At 41.8% G+C, this 18,043-nt stretch carries 18 protein-coding genes; 7 read left to right on the top strand and 11 right to left on the bottom strand.

Annotation, left to right across the window (positions count from 1 at the left end; all coding sequences use genetic code 11):
* The first annotated feature begins 3 nt into the window (after positions 1-3).
* Positions 4-849 (top strand): translation elongation factor Ts, encoded by an 846-nt coding sequence (tsf, locus tag ELZ61_RS04160; RefSeq protein WP_017807013.1) that lies wholly within the window; start codon positions 4-6, stop codon positions 847-849.
* Positions 850-1,005: 156 nt separating this feature from the next.
* Positions 1,006-2,208, top strand: a complete 1,203-nt coding sequence (locus ELZ61_RS04165) for an aspartate aminotransferase family protein (RefSeq protein ID WP_126371671.1) — start codon at positions 1,006-1,008, stop codon at positions 2,206-2,208.
* A 51-nt stretch (positions 2,209-2,259) separates the two neighbouring features.
* Here ELZ61_RS04165 and rho read toward each other — a convergent pair whose 3' ends face one another.
* Positions 2,260-3,522: a transcription termination factor Rho gene (rho, locus tag ELZ61_RS04170; protein ID WP_103853956.1), complete on the bottom strand. Its 1,263-nt coding sequence runs from the start codon at positions 3,520-3,522 to the stop codon at positions 2,260-2,262.
* Positions 3,523-3,800: 278 nt separating this feature from the next.
* Here rho and ELZ61_RS04175 point away from each other — a divergent pair, with 278 nt between their 5' ends.
* Positions 3,801-3,956, top strand: coding sequence for a hypothetical protein (locus tag ELZ61_RS04175; RefSeq protein WP_241969730.1), 156 nt, complete (start codon positions 3,801-3,803; stop codon positions 3,954-3,956).
* A 124-nt stretch (positions 3,957-4,080) separates the two neighbouring features.
* On the opposite strand, the gene lipA is transcribed toward ELZ61_RS04175, so the two are convergent.
* From lipA to rhlB, 10 genes are all read right to left on the bottom strand, one after another.
* A complete protein-coding gene (gene lipA / locus ELZ61_RS04180) occupies positions 4,081-5,043 on the bottom strand; it encodes a lipoyl synthase (protein WP_126371673.1) in 963 nt (320 codons plus the stop codon).
* A 17-nt stretch (positions 5,044-5,060) separates the two neighbouring features.
* Positions 5,061-5,714 carry a lipoyl(octanoyl) transferase LipB gene (gene lipB / locus ELZ61_RS04185; protein ID WP_126371675.1) on the bottom strand — a complete coding sequence of 218 codons (654 nt, stop codon included), beginning with the start codon at positions 5,712-5,714 and terminating at the stop codon, positions 5,061-5,063.
* Between the two features lie 26 nt (positions 5,715-5,740).
* A complete protein-coding gene (gene ybeD, locus ELZ61_RS04190; RefSeq protein WP_126371677.1) occupies positions 5,741-6,043 on the bottom strand; it encodes a DUF493 family protein YbeD in 303 nt (100 codons plus the stop codon).
* Between the two features lie 93 nt (positions 6,044-6,136).
* Positions 6,137-7,324: a serine hydrolase gene (locus tag ELZ61_RS04195; protein WP_103853969.1), complete on the bottom strand. Its 1,188-nt coding sequence runs from the start codon at positions 7,322-7,324 to the stop codon at positions 6,137-6,139.
* A 29-nt stretch (positions 7,325-7,353) separates the two neighbouring features.
* Positions 7,354-8,190 carry a septal ring lytic transglycosylase RlpA family protein gene (locus ELZ61_RS04200; RefSeq protein WP_126371679.1) on the bottom strand — a complete coding sequence of 279 codons (837 nt, stop codon included), beginning with the start codon at positions 8,188-8,190 and terminating at the stop codon, positions 7,354-7,356.
* Positions 8,191-8,248: 58 nt separating this feature from the next.
* Positions 8,249-9,364 carry a rod shape-determining protein RodA gene (rodA, locus tag ELZ61_RS04205; RefSeq protein WP_126371681.1) on the bottom strand — a complete coding sequence of 372 codons (1,116 nt, stop codon included), beginning with the start codon at positions 9,362-9,364 and terminating at the stop codon, positions 8,249-8,251.
* A complete protein-coding gene (gene mrdA / locus ELZ61_RS04210) occupies positions 9,364-11,301 on the bottom strand; it encodes a penicillin-binding protein 2 (RefSeq protein ID WP_126371683.1) in 1,938 nt (645 codons plus the stop codon). The genes rodA and mrdA overlap by 1 nt, the downstream gene beginning before the upstream one ends.
* 3 nt (positions 11,302-11,304) lie before the next feature.
* Positions 11,305-11,772, bottom strand: coding sequence for a 23S rRNA (pseudouridine(1915)-N(3))-methyltransferase RlmH (gene rlmH, locus ELZ61_RS04215; protein WP_017805627.1), 468 nt, complete (start codon positions 11,770-11,772; stop codon positions 11,305-11,307).
* On the bottom strand, positions 11,773-12,084 hold the full coding sequence (rsfS, locus tag ELZ61_RS04220) for a ribosome silencing factor (RefSeq protein ID WP_103853974.1): 312 nt from the start codon (positions 12,082-12,084) through the stop codon (positions 11,773-11,775). It abuts the gene before it with no gap.
* A gap of 149 nt (positions 12,085-12,233) precedes the next feature.
* Positions 12,234-13,481, bottom strand: coding sequence for an ATP-dependent RNA helicase RhlB (rhlB, locus tag ELZ61_RS04225; RefSeq protein WP_126371685.1), 1,248 nt, complete (start codon positions 13,479-13,481; stop codon positions 12,234-12,236).
* Between the two features lie 475 nt (positions 13,482-13,956).
* On the opposite strand from rhlB, the gene nrfA reads away from it, so the two are divergent.
* The 4 genes from nrfA (at position 13,957) to nrfD (ending at position 17,815) form a co-directional block, all read left to right on the top strand.
* The gene (gene nrfA, locus ELZ61_RS04230) at positions 13,957-15,450 is read left to right on the top strand and encodes an ammonia-forming nitrite reductase cytochrome c552 subunit (RefSeq protein ID WP_126371687.1); all 1,494 of its coding nucleotides are present in this window, start codon (positions 13,957-13,959) and stop codon (positions 15,448-15,450) included.
* 108 nt (positions 15,451-15,558) lie between these two features.
* Positions 15,559-16,182 (top strand): cytochrome c nitrite reductase pentaheme subunit, encoded by a 624-nt coding sequence (gene nrfB, locus ELZ61_RS04235; RefSeq protein WP_126371689.1) that lies wholly within the window; start codon positions 15,559-15,561, stop codon positions 16,180-16,182.
* Positions 16,179-16,856 carry a cytochrome c nitrite reductase Fe-S protein gene (nrfC, locus tag ELZ61_RS04240; RefSeq protein ID WP_103853977.1) on the top strand — a complete coding sequence of 226 codons (678 nt, stop codon included), beginning with the start codon at positions 16,179-16,181 and terminating at the stop codon, positions 16,854-16,856. The genes nrfB and nrfC overlap by 4 nt, the downstream gene beginning before the upstream one ends.
* On the top strand, positions 16,853-17,815 hold the full coding sequence (gene nrfD, locus ELZ61_RS04245) for a cytochrome c nitrite reductase subunit NrfD (RefSeq protein ID WP_126371691.1): 963 nt from the start codon (positions 16,853-16,855) through the stop codon (positions 17,813-17,815). The genes nrfC and nrfD overlap by 4 nt, the downstream gene beginning before the upstream one ends.
* The last annotated feature ends 228 nt before the right edge of the window (positions 17,816-18,043 follow it).

Below are 18,043 nucleotides of genomic sequence, written 5' to 3' on the forward strand. Positions count from 1 at the left end.
AAAATGGCTGAAATTACAGCATCTTTAGTAAAAGAACTTCGTGATCGTACCGGTGCTGGTATGATGGAATGTAAAAAAGCATTAGTAGAAGCAAACGGTGATATCGAATTAGCGATTGATAATATGCGTAAATCAGGTCAAGCAAAAGCGGCTAAAAAAGCAGGCCGTGTTGCTGCTGAAGGTGTTATCATCGCGCGTGTTGCTGGCGACTACGGTGTAATGATCGAAATGAACTGTGAAACTGACTTCGTAGCAAAAGACGCTGGTTTCTTAGGCTTAGCGAATGAAGTAGCAGATTACGCATTAAACAACAAAGGCGTAACTATCGAAGCATTACAAGCTGAATTTGAAGAAAAACGTGCTGCATTAGTGGCAAAAATCGGTGAGAATATGACAATTCGCCGCGTTGGTTCAGTACAAGCGCCTGTAGTAGGTTCATACTTACACGGTGCGAAAATTGGGGTATTAGTGGGCGCAGTAAACGCTGATGAAGAATTAGTGAAACACGTTGCAATGCACGTTGCAGCAAGCCGTCCAGAATATGTAAATCCAAGCGATGTACCTGCAGACGTTGTTGAACACGAGCGCCAAATTCAAGTGGATATTGCAATGCAATCTGGTAAACCACGCGAAATCGCAGAAAAAATGGTTGAAGGTCGTATGAAGAAATTCACTGGTGAAGTGTCTTTAACTGGCCAACCTTTCGTAATGGATCCTTCTAAATCAGTAGGTGAATTATTAAAAGAGAAAGGTGCAGAAGTGGTTTCATTCTTACGCTTTGAAGTGGGCGAAGGTATCGAAAAAGTTGAAACTGACTTCGCAGCAGAAGTTGCTGCAATGACTAAATAATCATTATAAAAGCATAAATAGAAAAAGCAGATCTTATTAGATCTGCTTTTTTATTGGGGAATATAATCTGTAAGATTACTATTTATTCAAATAAATTGATTAATTATTCATTTTAAACTATGCTATCCTCACTTTTGGAAAATTTAAGGATCGCAAATGAGTGCTTATAACAGAAAAACCTTTGACGAAGTGATGATACAAAATTATGCGCCCGCAGAGTTTATTCCTGTGAGAGGGAAAGGGAGTATAGTTTGGGATCAGCAAGGGCGAGAATATATTGATTTCACAAGCGGTATTGCGGTGAATGCGTTGGGGCATTGCCCTGATGAGATTGTGACGGTGTTGAAGGAGCAAGGGGAAACGCTGTGGCATTCTAGCAACTGGTTTACCAGTGAGCCAACCTTGCAATTAGCCACAAAATTGGTACAGAAAACCTTTGCGGATCGGGTGATGTTTGTTAATTCTGGCGCAGAGGCTAACGAGGCAGCGTTGAAATTGGCTCGCCGTTATGCGGTGGATCATTTTGGCGCGCAGAAAAGCAAAATTATTGCCTTTAAGCAAAGTTTTCACGGACGTACATTATTCACGGTGAGCGTAGGTGGGCAAGCGAAATATTCTGATGGCTTTGGGCCGAAACCTGCGGATATTATCCATGTTCCTTTTAATGATCTTGATGCAGTAAAGGCGGTAATTGATGATCACACCTGCGCTGTGATTGTTGAACCGATCCAAGGGGAAGGGGGGGTTAAGCCTGCCAGCGGTGCATTTTTACAAGGCTTGCGTGAACTCTGTGATGAAAATAACGCTTTATTGATTTTCGATGAAGTACAAACAGGCTTGTCGCGCACGGGCTATCTTTATGCTTATATGAAGTATGGCGTTGTGCCTGATATTCTGACTTCTGCCAAAGCCTTGGGCAACGGCTTTCCGATTGGCGCAATGCTCACCACCAATGAGATTGCGAAAAGTTTTTCTGTTGGTGTACACGGTACGACTTTTGGCGGCAATCCCCTTGCTTGTGCTGTGGCGTCAAAGGTGGTAGACGTGCTTTCTGATGAAAAATTCTTGGAAAAAATCCACCGCACTTCTGAATTATTTATGCAGAAATTGGCTGAGCTAAATCAAGCGTTGAATTTATTTAGCGAAATTCGTGGTGAGGGCTTGTTGATTGGTGCAGAGCTAAATACGAATTATCAAGGAAAAGCCAGCGAATTTGTGAAAGGTGCGGCTAAAAATGGACTAATGATTTTAGTTGCAGGCCCTGATGTTTTGCGCTTTGCCCCCGCGTTGAATATTAGCGATGAAGAATTGCAAGAAGGGTTTGTTCGTTTAGAAAAAACCTTGCAAGAATTTGTGTAATAGATTGTATTACAAAGAAAAACCTCGCATTTGGCGAGGTTTTTTATGGGCTTAAGAACGCTTCATAATCTCGAAAAACTCTTCATTGGTTTTGGCAACGGCGAGTTTGTCAATAAGGAATTCCATTGCTTCCACTTCACCCATTGGATTAAGGATTTTGCGTAGAATCCACATTTTTTGTAGTTCGTCAGGGGTAGTGAGTAAGTCTTCTTTACGCGTACCCGAACGGTTAAAGTCAATGGCTGGGAACACGCGTTTTTCAGCGATTTTACGCGAAAGATGTAGCTCCATATTCCCCGTACCTTTAAATTCTTCGAAGATCACTTCATCCATTTTTGACCCTGTATCTACAAGTGCGGTCGCAATAATGGTTAAACTTCCGCCTTCTTCCACGTTACGCGCTGCACCGAAGAAACGTTTTGGACGATGTAACGCATTGGCATCTACACCACCAGAAAGGATTTTACCTGAAGCAGGGGTTACGGTGTTATAAGCTCGGGCAAGACGCGTGATACTATCTAATAAAATCACTACATCTTTTTTATGTTCAACTAAACGTTTTGCCTTTTCGATAACCATTTCAGCAACTTGAACGTGGCGCGAGGCGGGTTCATCAAAGGTTGAAGCAATCACTTCGCCTTTTACCGAGCGCTGCATTTCCGTTACTTCTTCTGGACGTTCGTCAATTAATAACACGATAAGCACACATTCTGGATAGTTATGGGTAATGCTCTGTGCAATGTTTTGTAGCAACATTGTTTTCCCTGCTTTTGGTGGGGCAACAATCAAGCCACGTTGTCCTTTCCCGATAGGAGAGGCTAAATCTAAAATACGCGCGGTTAAATCTTCTGTTGAGCCGTTACCACGTTCCATTCTTAAACGTGAATTGGCGTGAAGTGGGGTTAAATTTTCAAATAAAATTTTGCTGCGTGAAACCTCAGGTTTGTCATCATTAACTTGATCCACTTTTAGCAAAGCAAAATAACGTTCCCCTTCTTTTGGCGGACGAATTTTCCCTTCAATTTTATCCCCAGTTTGTAAATTGAAACGGCGAATTTGGCTTGGGGAAACATAGATATCATCAGGACCAGCAAGGTAGGAGCTGTCAGCGGAACGTAAGAAACCAAAGCCATCAGGCAGGATTTCTAACACACCACCACCGAAAATATCCTCACCGCTTTTGGCGTGTTGTTTTAGGATTGCGAAAACAATATCTTGCTTGCGTAAACGGGCTAGATTTTCTAAACCCATTTGCTCTTCACCGAGTTTTACCAGCTCGGAAACAGGCATATTTTTAAGTTCTGTTAAATGCATAATAATTTGAAATGTTGGTTAGATTGGAAAATGAATTTGTTATGAAGATGCTTGAATATAGAATGGGCGTAAAGTTACCATTAAATAGCGGTGATGTCTAGAAAATAAAGGGGCAAATAATAAAAAAATTGGCTAGTTAGGGCTAAACAGTAATACAGTAATAAATCGCATAAACATTGTCAGATAATCTTAATGTATTCCGCTTGATCTTACCATTCTTATGCTATCTTATGTTATCACTTAATTACTGATATTAAGGTTTTCAAAGTAGCAAGGTGATGCAAGAATTGGTTCAATTCCAAGATTTTTCGCTATTTCATTTGATCCCACAGCAAGGATTATTCGTTAAAGGTTTTGGTCAAGCCTTCCAAGTTGCACCGAATAATCAAGTTGATGTGGTACATTTAGATCAAGGTCATATCGAACAACACTAAGCCAAAAATAACGAAAAAAAGCCCCGCACTTTATTTTGCGGGGTTTTTATTATGCAGAAAAAGAGCGGTGAAAAATCTTGAAATTTTCTACCGCTCTTTGTATTAGAGTCATTTAGTTGCTGGATTATTTCACCAATCCGCCGCTGGCTTGGAGATCAGCGTGGTAAGAAGAACGCACGAAAGGCCCACAGGCGGCGTGTTCAAAGCCCATTTCGTTGGCTTTATCACGGAACTCATCAAATTCTTCAGGCGGAACATAGCGCGCAACAGGTAAATGATGGCGGCTTGGTTGCAAATATTGCCCGAGTGTGAGCATTGTTACACCGTTGGCGCGTAAATCTTGCATCACTTGCAAAATTTCTTCGTTGGTCTCGCCTAAGCCCACCATTAAGCCTGATTTGGTTGGAATATCAGGGAACATTGCTTTGAACTCACGCAATAATTTGAGCGACCATTCATAATCTGCCCCTGGGCGAATATCACGATACAAGCGTGGCACATTTTCCAAATTGTGGTTGAACACATCTGGTGGATTATCTTTTAATTTTTCTAGCGCTTGTTCGATACGTCCACGGAAATCAGGCACAAGGATTTCAATTTTGATCCCTGGATTAAGCGCGCGGATTTCTTTCACACATTCGGCGAAATGCCCAGCCCCACGATCAGGTAGATCATCGCGATCCACCGAGGTAATCACCACATAACGTAATTTCATATCCTGAATAGTTTCGGCTAATTTGCGAGGCTCTTCCGGATCAGGCGGCAATGGCTTGCCGTGTGCCACATCACAGAATGGACAACGACGGGTACAGATCGCCCCTAAAATCATAAAGGTTGCCGTGCCGTGGTTAAAACATTCGTGCAGGTTAGGGCAAGAGGCTTCTTCACACACAGAATGCAAGCCGTGGCGGCGCATTCCATTTTTGATGCTATCAATTTTTGCTGAATTGGCTGGCAGTTTGATTTTCATCCACTCAGGCTTTTTCAATAAAGGCTGGTTGGGATCAATATTTTTTACTGGGATAATGGAAGTTTTTGCGGCATCACGATATTTTACGCCACGTTCCATTTTAAAAGGCGTTGCCATTAACGCTCCTATTTTTGTTAAGAATTTGTTACGGAATTATACCCCAATAATTGGGTGAAGTGTGTAACTAATTTGGGCGAAACCTTGTCTGGTTGTGCTTCTTCTGGCGGGATAAAATCTGCCATTTGACACATTTCAAGCCCGGCATAACCACAGGGGTTAATGTATAAGAAAGGCGTAAGATCCATATTAATATTTAGCGCTAGACCGTGGAAAGAACAGCCTTTGCGAATGCGTAAACCGAGCGAGCAGATTTTTTTGCCGTCCACATACACCCCTGGTGCATCGGCTTTGGGATAGCCTTCAATGCCGTAATCTGCCAGCGTTTGCACCACCGATTGCTCAAGGGCGGTAACCAGTTGGCGTACATTGAGATCTTTGCCTTGTGCTTTTAGGCGTTTAATGTCGATCAACACATACATAACTTGCTGACCCAATCCGTGATAGGTGATTTGTCCGCCACGATCCGATTGCACCACAGGGATCGCGCTTTGTTGCAATAAATGTTCAGGCTTGCCCGCAGAGCCTTGGGTGAACACCGCAGGGTGCTGAACGAGCCAGATTTCATCTTGGGTATTTTCATCACGATTATCGGTAAATTGCTGCATTTTATGCCAAATTTCTTGATAATCTTGCACGCCAAGTTGGCGGATAATAATGGATTGGGTCATCGCCTTTACCTTATTGTTTATGCAGATTAAAGCACCATTCTTACGCCGTTAATTTTGGCAAGTTCGCTATAAAGGGTTTCCACTTGCTCAATATTTTCAGCCACAATATCCACTGAAATAGATTTGTATGTGCCTTTTCCGCTCACATTTTCACGTGGATTATGATCGCCTTTGGCATATTTTTGCACCACAGCGATCACATCATCTGCTAAATCTGGGCGGTTTGCGCCCACCACTTTGAAAGTGAAATCACAAGGGAATTCAAGAAGATCTTTAAGTTGTTTCTGTGGAATATCTTCAAGTTTTACGACTTTTTCTTGTTCTGCCATTTTTTGTCCTCAAATTTGTTAAAAATTTAGACCGCACTTTGTTTAGTGCGGCCATTTGAGCTTTAGATTGGGAAGATTTTACCAATTTCAAGTTTAGCTGAATAAACTTTTTACAGTTAGCACTAACCAATCCCAGATTTTGCCAAAGAAACCGCCTTCTTCAACATTGTTCATTACTTGTAAATCCACTTTAGCAATGTCTTTACCATCAAGCTGATAAGTGATTTTTCCCACCACTTGACCTTTTGCTAATGGTGCTTCAAGGTATTTTTTGTCTAAATCATAACGGGCTTTCACTTCCGCTTGGCGACCTTTTGGCAAGGTGATAAATTGATCTTGCAACACGCCAAGTTGCACTTTGCTGTTATCGCCATAATAAACGCTTTGTTCAGAAACGGTTTTGTTGGCTTCTAAGGCTTTGAAGGTTTCAAAGTTAGCAAATCCCCATTGCAATAATTTTTTGCTTTCAATTTCACGGCCTTTGTAAGTTGGTACGCCCATCACCACCGAAATTAAACGCATATTGCCGTTGCCCAATGCAGAAGCTACAAGGTTGTAGCCTGCTTTGTCTGTATGGCCTGTTTTCATACCATCAACTTTAAGGGTTTTATCCCACAATAAGCCATTGCGATTTGGTTGGCGGATTTTGTTGAAAGTGAATTCTTTTTCCGCATAGATTTTGTATTCTTCAGGTAAATCACGAATGATATGCGCGCCAATTAGTGCCATATCACGGGCGGAAGAATATTGATTTTCGTCATCTAAGCCGTGTACGGTGGTGAAATGGGTATTTTTTAGGCCAAATTGTTCCACATATTTATTCATTGCATTGATGAAATTTTGTGTTGAGCCTGAAACGTGTTCCGCCATTGCCACACAAGCATCATTGCCTGATACCACGATGATCCCGCGATTAAGATCGGCAACGGAAACCTGTTGGTTTAAATTTAGGAACATTTTTGATGAACCCGGGAAATTTTTACCCCAAGCGCTATTACCAATGGTAACCATATCTGAATCGTGGATTTTACCTTGTTTTAACGCATCGCCGACCACATAGCTTGTCATCATTTTGGTGAGTGAAGCTGGATATTGGCGTTGATCAGGGTTAAATGCCGCTAACACTGCACCAGAATTGTAATCCATTAAAATATAGGTTTGCGCATTAAGTTGTGGTGCGGCAATGCCATATTGAATATCTTCTGCCATTACAGAATGACTTGCACATAATGTAGCAGTGATAAGGGCAAATTTGGTTTTTTTAAGCATATGTTTAAACATAGTTCATTACGTCCTAAATAGAGTTAAATTTATTTGTGGCTATAAATAATCACTGGCTTAGTGCCATTTAATTTATGAAGTTTGGCTTTAAATTGTTGTGCTTCACGTTTAGTTTTAAATGGCCCAAAGGAAATACTGTGAGATTTTTTATTTGAGTCAATTTTTGTTTTGACTTTTAAGCGTTTGGCTTGTTTCACCATTTGTATTGCTTGTTTGTAGGTTAAGTTTAGCATTTTTACTTTATAACCTGAAAAATCGGTGTCAGAAAGCACCGCACTTTGTTTTGCGGATAGATCCAAACGCTTTGCAGCCTCAGGTGTTTTCGCCATTTTAGCAAGGCTGTGCGTTCCTGCACCGAGAATTTTCCCTTTATGATTAACGTGCAGCGCCTCAACGCGAACTTGTCCAACACCACGATGAATAATCCCCAGTTCTTTTGCGGCAACAAGGGAAAGATCGATAATTCTTCCTTTTATAAAAGGCCCACGATCGTTGATTTTTACGATCACTTTTCTACCGTTGTGTAAATTGGTGACCAAGGCGTAAGAATTTAATGGCAGAGTTTTGTGTGCTGCCGTATAGCGATTAGGATCATAATATTCGCCATTGGAGGTTTTACGCCCTGAAAATTTTTGGTGGTAGTAACTTCCTCCCCCTGTTTTGGCGTAGTGCTTAGCCGTACTCGGGTGTTTGGTGGTGTAACTGACGCCATTGACCACATAGGTGTAGGTCTTATCAGACATTTTTTGGTGCACCAGTTTAGGGCCTTTCACCCCATATAATTTTTGCGTTTCGGCATTGCTATTCACACTCGCTAATGTGAGTAGAAATGCCAAACTCAGCTTAATTATTTGTGTTAATTTCATTTCGATTATTCACTTTAGTTAAAATTTTGTTGGAATACTGGTTAAGAACAATAAATTCTTAGTTAGTTCCCCTAAAGAAATGTTCTTTATGGCTATGAATGGACATAATCAAGCCAAAGCCTGCCATTAATGTAACAAAAGATGTTCCACCATAGCTCATTAGCGGGAGCGGCACACCCACCACAGGCAAAATGCCGCTCACCATTCCAATATTCACAAAAACATAAACAAAAAAGATCAGCGTTAATGCTCCAACGAGGGTGCGACCGAAAGCACTTTCGGCCTCCACGCCAATCACCAAACCTCTTGCCACAACAAATAAATAAAGGCACATCAAAACGGCGAAACCAACCATTCCGTGTTCTTCACTTAATACGGCAAAAATAAAATCGGTATGGGGTTCAGGCAAAAATTCTAGCTGGGACTGCGTGCCTTGCATCCAACCTTTGCCCCAAATACCACCCGAACCGATGGCAATTTTTGATTGCAAAATATGGTAACCCGCGCCAAGGGGATCTTTTTCTGGATCAAGTAAGGTTAACACCCTTGTGCGTTGATAATCGTGCATTAGGTAAAACCACATTATAGGGATAAAACCAGCCAACCCAATCACCGCAATTAAAATTAGCCACCAGCTCATTCCTGCTAGAAAAACGACAAAAATTCCAGACGCACTTACCAGAATTGATGTGCCTAAATCGGGTTGAATGGCAACCAATAGGGTAGGCACAATAATGATAAAGAGTGCAATAAAGGTATGTCTTAAGGTTGGCGGAAGCGGATGTTTACCTAAATACACCGCCACCATTAACGGCACGGCAAGTTTGACGATTTCCGAAGGCTGAAAACGGAATAAGCCGAGATCTAACCAACGCTGCGCCCCTTTACTGGTGGTTCCCACCAAATCCACTAAAATCAGCAATATAATGCCAATACCAAATAAATAAGGGGCAATGGACTGATAAAAGCGTGGAGAGAATTGTGCCATAACAAACATCACCACAAAGCCTAGGGTAACTTGAATGATGCGGTTGCGGAACATCACTTCATTGCCACCAGAGGCGCTGTATAGCACGAATAATCCATAGGCGGAAATCATTACAAGACCAAGAAATAGCCAGAAATCAATGTGTAAACGCTGCCACAAGCCGAGCCAGATTTTCCTTTTACTCATTATTCTGTTTCCTCTTGTTGGGGTTGTGCTTCGTTCTGTTTATTTTCCATTTGGTTTACTTGTGGAAGCCGTTGATTAAGATAATAATCCATAATTTTTCTTACCACGGGGCCGGCGTTGCTACCGCCACCGCCTGCATTTTCTAAAATGATAGAAACCACTATTTTCGGGTCTTCATAAGGGGCATAGCCGATAAACCACGCGTGATCGTGCAATTCTTTGCTCAGCGATTTAGCGTTATAGGTTTGGTTTTCTTTTAAGCTGAAAACCTGCGCTGTGCCTGATTTACCAGCAACGTGATAGTTCGTGCCAGCAAAGGCTTTACGCCCTGTCCCGTTGCTCGCATTAATCACGTTATACATACCACGTTTGGCTTGCGCCCAATAACTATCATTGGCTTTAATGTCGGGATATAAAAAAGGATCTTGGTAAGGTTCAAAGAAAGAGCCTTCTACCCCTTTCATTAAGTGCGGTGTATTTACCTTGCCATTATTAATTAAGATGGCTAAGGCTTTTGCCACTTGCAATGGCGTTGCTGTCCAATAGCCTTGTCCAATACCCACGGAAATGGTATCACCTTGCAGCCAAGGTTTTTTATAGCGTTTTTGTTTCCACTCGCGCGAAGGCATAATTGCCGAGGTTTCTTCCCGAATATCTAAACCCGTTGGCAGGCCAAAACCAAAGGCTTTCATCCAACCAGAAAGTTTATCAATCCCCATATTGTAAGCGAGCTGATAAAAGTAAGTATCGGAAGATTCGGTAATCGCTTTATTGAGATCCGTATAACCGTGGCCTGATTTTTTCCAGTCACGGAAACGTTTGGTGCTATTTGGCAACATCCAATAGCCCGGATCAAACACCGTTGTGCTTGGCGTGATCAAGGCTTCTTGCAACCCAGCTACCGCAATAAACGGTTTTACCGTAGAAGCTGGCGGATAAGCCCCTTGCGTAACGCGGCTATAAAGCGGACGCTCAGGATCTTCAAGCAAGCGTTTGTAATCTTTACCTGAAATGCCATCTACGAAAAGGTTATTGTCATAACTTGGGGTTGAAACCATCGCTAAAATGCTGCTATCTTTTGGATCTAGCACCACCACCGCGCCTTTATGTCCCGCTAACAGATCAGTGATATAACGTTGCAATTCTAAATCAATGGTGAGATGAATGCTTTTACCCGCTACTGCAGGCTGTTCGCGCAATTTACGGATCACCTTACCACGGTTGTTAATTTCTACTTCTTCAAAGCCCACTTCACCGTGTAATTGTTCTTCGTAATAGCGTTCAATACCGAGCTTGCCGATATTGTGCGAGCCAGCATAATTGGCGTATTTGTCTTCTTTTTTCAGGCGTTCCACATCTTTATCATTAATTTTTGCCACATAACCTAAAATATGGGTGAGCGGTTCGCCGTACAAATAATGACGTTTAAAATAAGGTTTAACGGATAAACTCGGGAATTGATGCTGATTTACCGCAAAACGTGCGATCTGTTCTTCGGTGAGATCGGGCTTGAGTAAAATGGACGTATAGCGCGAAGAACGGCGGCGCTCTTTCTTAAAATTCGCAATATCGTCTTCATTTAAGCCCACCATTTTTTTGAGCTGTTCAAAAGTGCGGTCTAAATTTTCTACTTTTTCTGGCACGATATATAAGCCAAAAAAGGTGAGATTTTCGGCAAGCAATTTGCCATAGCGATCGTAAATCAAACCGCGTGTTGGTGGCAACGGCAATAATTTGATACGGTTGCCATTAGAACGGGTTTGATAAGTGTCATAATTGACGATTTGCAGATGGTATAAATTGGTGAGCAAAATTGCAGACAGCCCAAGCACGCCTAAAAAAGACACCAAGGCGCGGCGAATAAATAGATTGCGCTCCGCTTTTTTATCGCGGATCGGCTCCATTGTTGGCTGAGAAAGCAATTTCTTTAAATCCATTGATTACTCTCGATGATAAGGGTGATTGGTAGTAATCGACCAAGCACGATACAAACTCTCTGCCACCACCACGCGCACTAAAGGGTGGGGTAAGGTTAAAGGGGAAAGCGACCAGCTTTGTTCGGCGGCAGCTTTACATTCTGGCGATAAACCTTCAGGCCCGCCGATCAATAGGCATAAATCCCGTCCATCATTTTTCCAACCCTCCAGCTGTTGTGCCAGTTGTTCGGTTGTCCAAGGTTTACCGGGAATGTCTAAGGTCACAATCTTATTGCGCCCACAAGCCGCCAGCATTGCTTTGCCCTCTTGCTCCAAAATGCGTTTAATGTCTGCATTTTTGCCACGTTTGCCCGCAGGGATTTCGATTAGTTCAAAGGGCATATCCTTTGGGAAACGGCGTTGATATTCTTCAAAGCCTGTGGTTACCCAAGCAGGCATTTTTGTGCCTACCGCAATTAATTGGATTTTCATTTAGCCCCAAAGTTTCTCTAATTGATACATTTCACGGCTGTCTGCTTGCATAATATGCACCATCGCTTGCCCGAAATCGACCACCACCCAATCTGCAGTAGCTTTGCCCTCTTCACCGAAAGATTCAAACCCCGCTTGCTTGCTTTCATCAATTAGTTTTTGCGCCAAAGAACTAATATGGCGGCTTGATGTGCCTGTGCAAATAATCATATTGTCCGTTACGCTTGATTTGCCTTGCACATCTAAATGCAAAATATCAACGGCTTTTAAATCGTCTAATTTGTTAATTAAAAAATCTACTAATGTTGTCATACGAAATGTTATCGCTCATTAAATTTGTGTGTTAAAAATCCGTCAATTCTATCACGAGATAAAACAGAAATAATAGAAAAAATCACCGCACTTTTCTTGTTTATGTTTTGTTTATAAAAGTGCGGTGGAATTTTAGCGATTTTTTGAGATTAATAACGCTTTTTAAAATTGCGTTTATTATTTTGATAATGGCTTTGTCCAGTGCGTTTGCGGTAAGGTTTTGGCAAATCACTGAGTAGCGCTTGCGGATCATATTGGCTCACTGGAATGGAGTGGCCAATATATTCTTCAATGGCAGGTAAATTCATTGCATATTCTTCACAAGCAAAACTAATGGAAACGCCACTTTCGCCTGCGCGCCCTGTGCGGCCAATGCGATGCACATAATCTTCGCGATCATCAGGCAAATCATAGTTGAAAACGTGCGTAACATCAGGAATATGCAAGCCACGCGCAGCAACATCGGTGGCCGCTAAAATATCTAATTTGCCTTCAGTGAATTGTTGCAATAAGGCAAGGCGTTTTTTCTGTGCCACATCGCCTGTGAGTAGCCCCACACGATGCCCATCAGCGGCTAAATAGCCCCAAATTTCTTCGCAGCGATGTTTGGTGTTCGCGAAAATAATGCAACGCTCAGGCCATTCTTCTTCCAACAATGTCATTAATAACGCCATTTTGTCTTGGTTAGACGGATAAAACAGTTCTTCTTTAATGCGGTGGCCTGTTTTTTGCAGCGGCTCAACTTCCACATACTTTGGATCATTCATATCTTCAAAGGCAAGCTCACGCACTTTATAAGAAAGAGTCGCGGAAAAGAGCATTGTTAAGCGTTCAGCAGGGGGCGGACATTTTCGCAGTAAGTAGCGAATATCCTTGATAAAGCCTAGATCGAACATTCGATCTGCTTCATCTAGCACCACCACTTCAATATCCGTTAAGCGAATAATGCCTTGTTTGACGTAATCAATCACGCGTCCTGTTGTGCCGATTAAAATATCAATGCCTTGCTCAATCACTTTAAGCTGTTTATCGTAGCCATCGCCCCCATACGCTAGCCCCATTTTTAGCCCAGTGGCTTGTGAGAGCGCCGCGCCATCATTGCTAATTTGCACGGCAAGCTCGCGCGTGGGCGCTAAGATTAACGCACGCGGTTGCGTGGCATTATGCTGCGAATTTTCGCTTAATAAATGATGAAAGGTGGCGGTGAGAAAGGCCATTGTTTTGCCTGTGCCTGTTTGCGCTTGCCCTGCTACATCACGCCCTGCAAGGGTGATAGGCAAAGAAAGGGCTTGGATTGGTGTGCAGTATTCAAAACCGTTTTTTTCTAAACACTGTAATACGCTTGGATTTAGCGGTAAATCAGCAAAACGTTGCTGAGTTAAATGATCATTTTGCATAGTTATCTGACTATTTTAGATTTGACGAAAAAATTGTGCTAAGCATAGCACGAAGGGCAGAAATCCCCAAAAATTCTTCTTTTCTCTCTTCTTTATTTCTAAGAAAGGAAATAAATAAAATGCGGTTAAAAATGTAGCATTTATTGGTTGTTTTTTATTACTTTTTATTTTGTTTTGTAGCAAAGGTAAATTACCCCGTTATGCTTAGAAAAGGCAAATTTCCTAGGATTTTAATAACTCTTAATGGTTATTTTTATGTAGCAAAAATAACTCAAAAGGGTTATTCCTAATAAAAACATTGATCAAACGCAAAGAATAGCAAAATAGCGCTGAAAAATGAGAATGAATTTGTTATTTTTAAGCGTGAAAAACTTTCTCTTAATTCATTATCATATTGTTTTTAATGAGAAAAATTATCATTTATTGCTTAAGTTTATTTGTTGTACAACATTGATCAATGTATGGAGTAATTATCGTGAACATTTTCAGAAAAACTTTAGCTTCTCTGGCAATTGCTGGATTGACTTTAGTGTCTGCGCAACCTTTGATGGCGGCAGATAATAGTGTAGCAGAAAAGCGAGCTCCAACTCGTGAGGAATTAGCAAAACCAAATCCTGATTTGAAAATTCAAGCGATCAGTGAACAATTTGCTGAAAAATATCCAAAACAATATAACAGTTGGGCTGCAACCGCAGAATCTACGGAAATTGTTCCGGCAATTGAAGTTGATCCTAGAATGATCGTAATGTGGGGCGGCTATGCGTTCTCAAAAGAATATAACAAACCGCGTGGCCACTTTTATACTGTAACTGACGTGCGCAATATCTTGCGTACAGGTGCGCCATTTGATGCTAACAGCGGCCCACAACCAATGGCGTGTTGGACGTGTAAAGGCCCCGATGTACCACGTTTGATTGCTGAATGGGGTGAAGAAGAATACTTCAACGGCAAATGGGCAAAAGGTGGGGCTGAAGTGGCAAATTCTATCGGCTGTGCTGATTGTCACGACACCACATCAAAAGATTTTGCAGAAGGTAAACCTGCTTTACGTATTGCTCGTCCGCACGTTTTACGCGCCTTAGATGCGATCGGAAAAGACTTCGCTCATTTAGATAAAACAGACAAACGTGGCGCAATTTGTGCTAACTGTCACGTTGAATATTACTTTGATAAAAAAGTGGTAAACAATGTGGTATTCCCTTGGATGAAAGGGGTAGATGTGGATAGTATGGAACAATACTATGACAATATCGAATTCTACGATTGGATTCACTCTATCTCTAAAACACCAATGTTAAAAGCACAGCACCCAGACTATGAAACTTGGTTACAAGGTACACACGGCAAAAATGGCGTAACCTGTGTGGATTGTCATATGCCAAAAGTACAAGGGGCTGATGGCAAAGTTTACACAGACCACAAAATTGGTAATCCGCTTGATTCTTTTGAAAACACCTGTGCAAACTGCCACGATCAAAGTAAAGAAACTTTAACCAAAGTGGTAGCAGGTCATAAAAAAGACATCAAAGATGTGATGATTAAACTTGAAGACCAAATCGTGAAAGCGCACTTTGAAGCGAAAGCGGCTTGGGACGCAGGTGCCACAGAAGAAGAAATGAAACCAGCATTACAAGCTATCCGTCACGCACAATGGCGTTGGGATTATTCTGCTGCAGGCCACGGTGGTCATATTCACGCACCAGATATTATCTTAAAAACCATCGCAACAGGCTTAGATCGTATTGCTGACGCGCGTACTAAATTAGCCATTATTCTCACCAAACACGGAGTGAAACAGCCAATCAATTACCCAGATATTTCAACTGCGGATAAAGCGTGGAAAGCAATGGGCATTGATATTGAAAAAGAACGTGCAGCGAAAGCGAAATTCCTCAAAGAAGTTGTTCCACAATGGAATAAAGAAGCGTTAGAAAAAGGCTTAATGGAGAAAGCTCCACCAGCAAAATAAGCCAAAAAGTAACCGCACTTTATTAAGTGCCGACTTAGGAAGAAACCTTAAAGTGGGAAGAAAACTAAAGTGCGGTCTATTTTGAACGAAAATTTGAGGTAATAAGAAATGAACGTTGTATTAAAGAAAATGGTAAAGCTTACCGCCTTATTAGGGGCGATGATCTTGGCTTTGCCTACACAAGCTAATACAGAAAACTCTGAATTAAGCTATCAACCTACGTTAGAAAATCAGCGTAATCCAAATGAATACTGTGCGAAATGCCACAAATTAGAAGCCACTGATGAACAATCTGGCGGTGATTTACATTTTGGTAAATTCCACGGTACGCACTTATCGAAAACCAATCCAAGCACAGGCAAACCCATTACTTGTGTGAGCTGCCACGGTAATATTTCGGAAAATCACCGCCGTGGTGCAAAAGATGTAATGCGTTTTGAAAGCGATATTTTCTCGGATAAAAAACCAATGTTCTCAGTGCAAGAGCAAAATCAAGTTTGTTTCTCTTGCCACCGTCCTGAAAAATTACGCGAGAAACTTTGGGCGCACGATGTTCACGCAATGAAATTGCCTTGTGCTGCGTGCCATACCTTGCACCCAGAAAAAGACGCAATGAAAGGCATTGAGAAAAAACAACGCGTTAAACTTTGCGTGGATTGTCACGGAGAACAACAAAAACGCAAAGCCTTAAAAGATCTTGACCCGACCAGCGAACAAAAGGATAACAAATGACAACTTGCTCACGCCGTAATTTTGTTTCTGGAATGGGCGCTTTGATCCTAATGACAGGAACAACAATTAAGTCAGTAGCACAAGATAAGGCAGAAGAAAAGCCAATTCGTTATGCAATGTTGCACGATGAAACCGCTTGTATTGGTTGTACCGCTTGTATGGACGCGTGTCGTGAAACCAACCAAGTGCCAGAAGGCGTTTCACGTTTAGAAATTATTCGTAGCGAACCTTATGGCGAATTTCCTGACGTGAAATATGAGTTTTTCCGTCATTCGTGCCAGCATTGTACCAATGCACCTTGTGTTGCTGTGTGTCCAACAGGGGCTTCATATATTGACGCTTCCACTGGTATTGTTGATGTCAACAAAGATCTCTGTGTTGGCTGCCAATACTGTATTGCCGTATGTCCATATCGCGTGCGCTTTATTCACCCGGTGTATAAATCCGCCGATAAATGTAATTTCTGTCGCGATACGAATTTGGCAAAAGGCAAACAACCCGCTTGTGTAGAAGCTTGCCCAACCAAAGCTCTAACCTTTGGTGATACCAATGATCCGCAAAGTGAAATTTCTTTGAAACTGAAAGAAAAACAAACGTATCGTACAAAAGTTGAATTAGGTACAGATCCAAATCTTTACCACGTTCCAGCTAGAGCAGGGGAGATCAGACGATGAACAGTCCATTTCATTTCCCATCTTTAGTATGGGACGGGCCGATTGCGATTTATCTCTTTTTATTAGGGATTTCCGCAGGGGCAACAATGCTTGCGGTATTGTTAAAACGTGCAGGATTAGCAGGGGAACGCCCGGAAGAAAACAATATCTTAAAGGTTAATGCCTTGCTCGCACCGATTAGCATTACCATTGGCTTATTGTTATTGATTTTCCACTTAACCAAACCTTGGACATTCTGGTACTTAATGTTCAATTATCACCACACTTCAATTATGTCTGCAGGGGTGATGTTGTTCCAAGTGTATATGTTGTTCTTGGTATTATGGTTAGCGATTATCTTCAAATCACTGGTGTTGAGCCTTGTGAAACGCTTTGTGCCGAAACTTGCGAATCTTGCAGAGAAAATCATTGATATTGCAGCTAAATTTACTAACGCCATTGAGATTATTACTTTATTGCTTAGTGTGGCACTAGGGGCATATACTGGTTTCCTACTTTCTGCATTAGTGAGCTATCCAATGCTAAATAACCCTGTCTTGCCGGTGTTATTCTTGGCATCAGGTACGTCATCGGGCATTGCGGCATTGATTTTCTTCACCATTTTATGCACCAAAGAAAGCACTCATTCCAAAGGCTTGGCGTTCTTGCATAAATTTGAACAGCCAGTGGTATTGATTGAAGCCTTCTTATTGTTCGCTTTCTTCTTTGGTTTATACCTTGGTGGCGGACAAAAAACCGTGGCATTTCACACCGCACTTTCGGGGGGCTTCTGGGCGAATGTCTTCTGGATCGGCGTGGTAGGCATTGGGATTGTGTTACCCCTCTTACTCAACGCTGTTGCAGGTGAGAAGCTCAAACACCAAAAAGGCTTTATGCTGATTGTGGCAGGATTGGGCTTAATCGGGGTACTTTGCTTGCGTTACTTCATTTTATACGCAGGGCAAATGACTTTGGCCTAATCAAAACAATCAATGATTATCAGGGCGAACCAAGGTGTTCGCCTTTATTTTAATGGCGTTTTTTGCTGTAAATCCCCTAATGGCAAAGGGAAAACTGACGAGAAAAGTTATTTGCAGAAAATAAAGTGCGGTGCATTTTTACGCATTTTATCACTGCTTGAATTGAGAATGAGCTTGATGATTTTTCTGCATAACACAATGACATTGCTACGCATTTTCTCTAAAATA

This window comes from Avibacterium volantium, assembly GCF_900635775.1.
Classification (GTDB): Bacteria; Pseudomonadota; Gammaproteobacteria; order Enterobacterales; family Pasteurellaceae; genus Avibacterium; species Avibacterium volantium.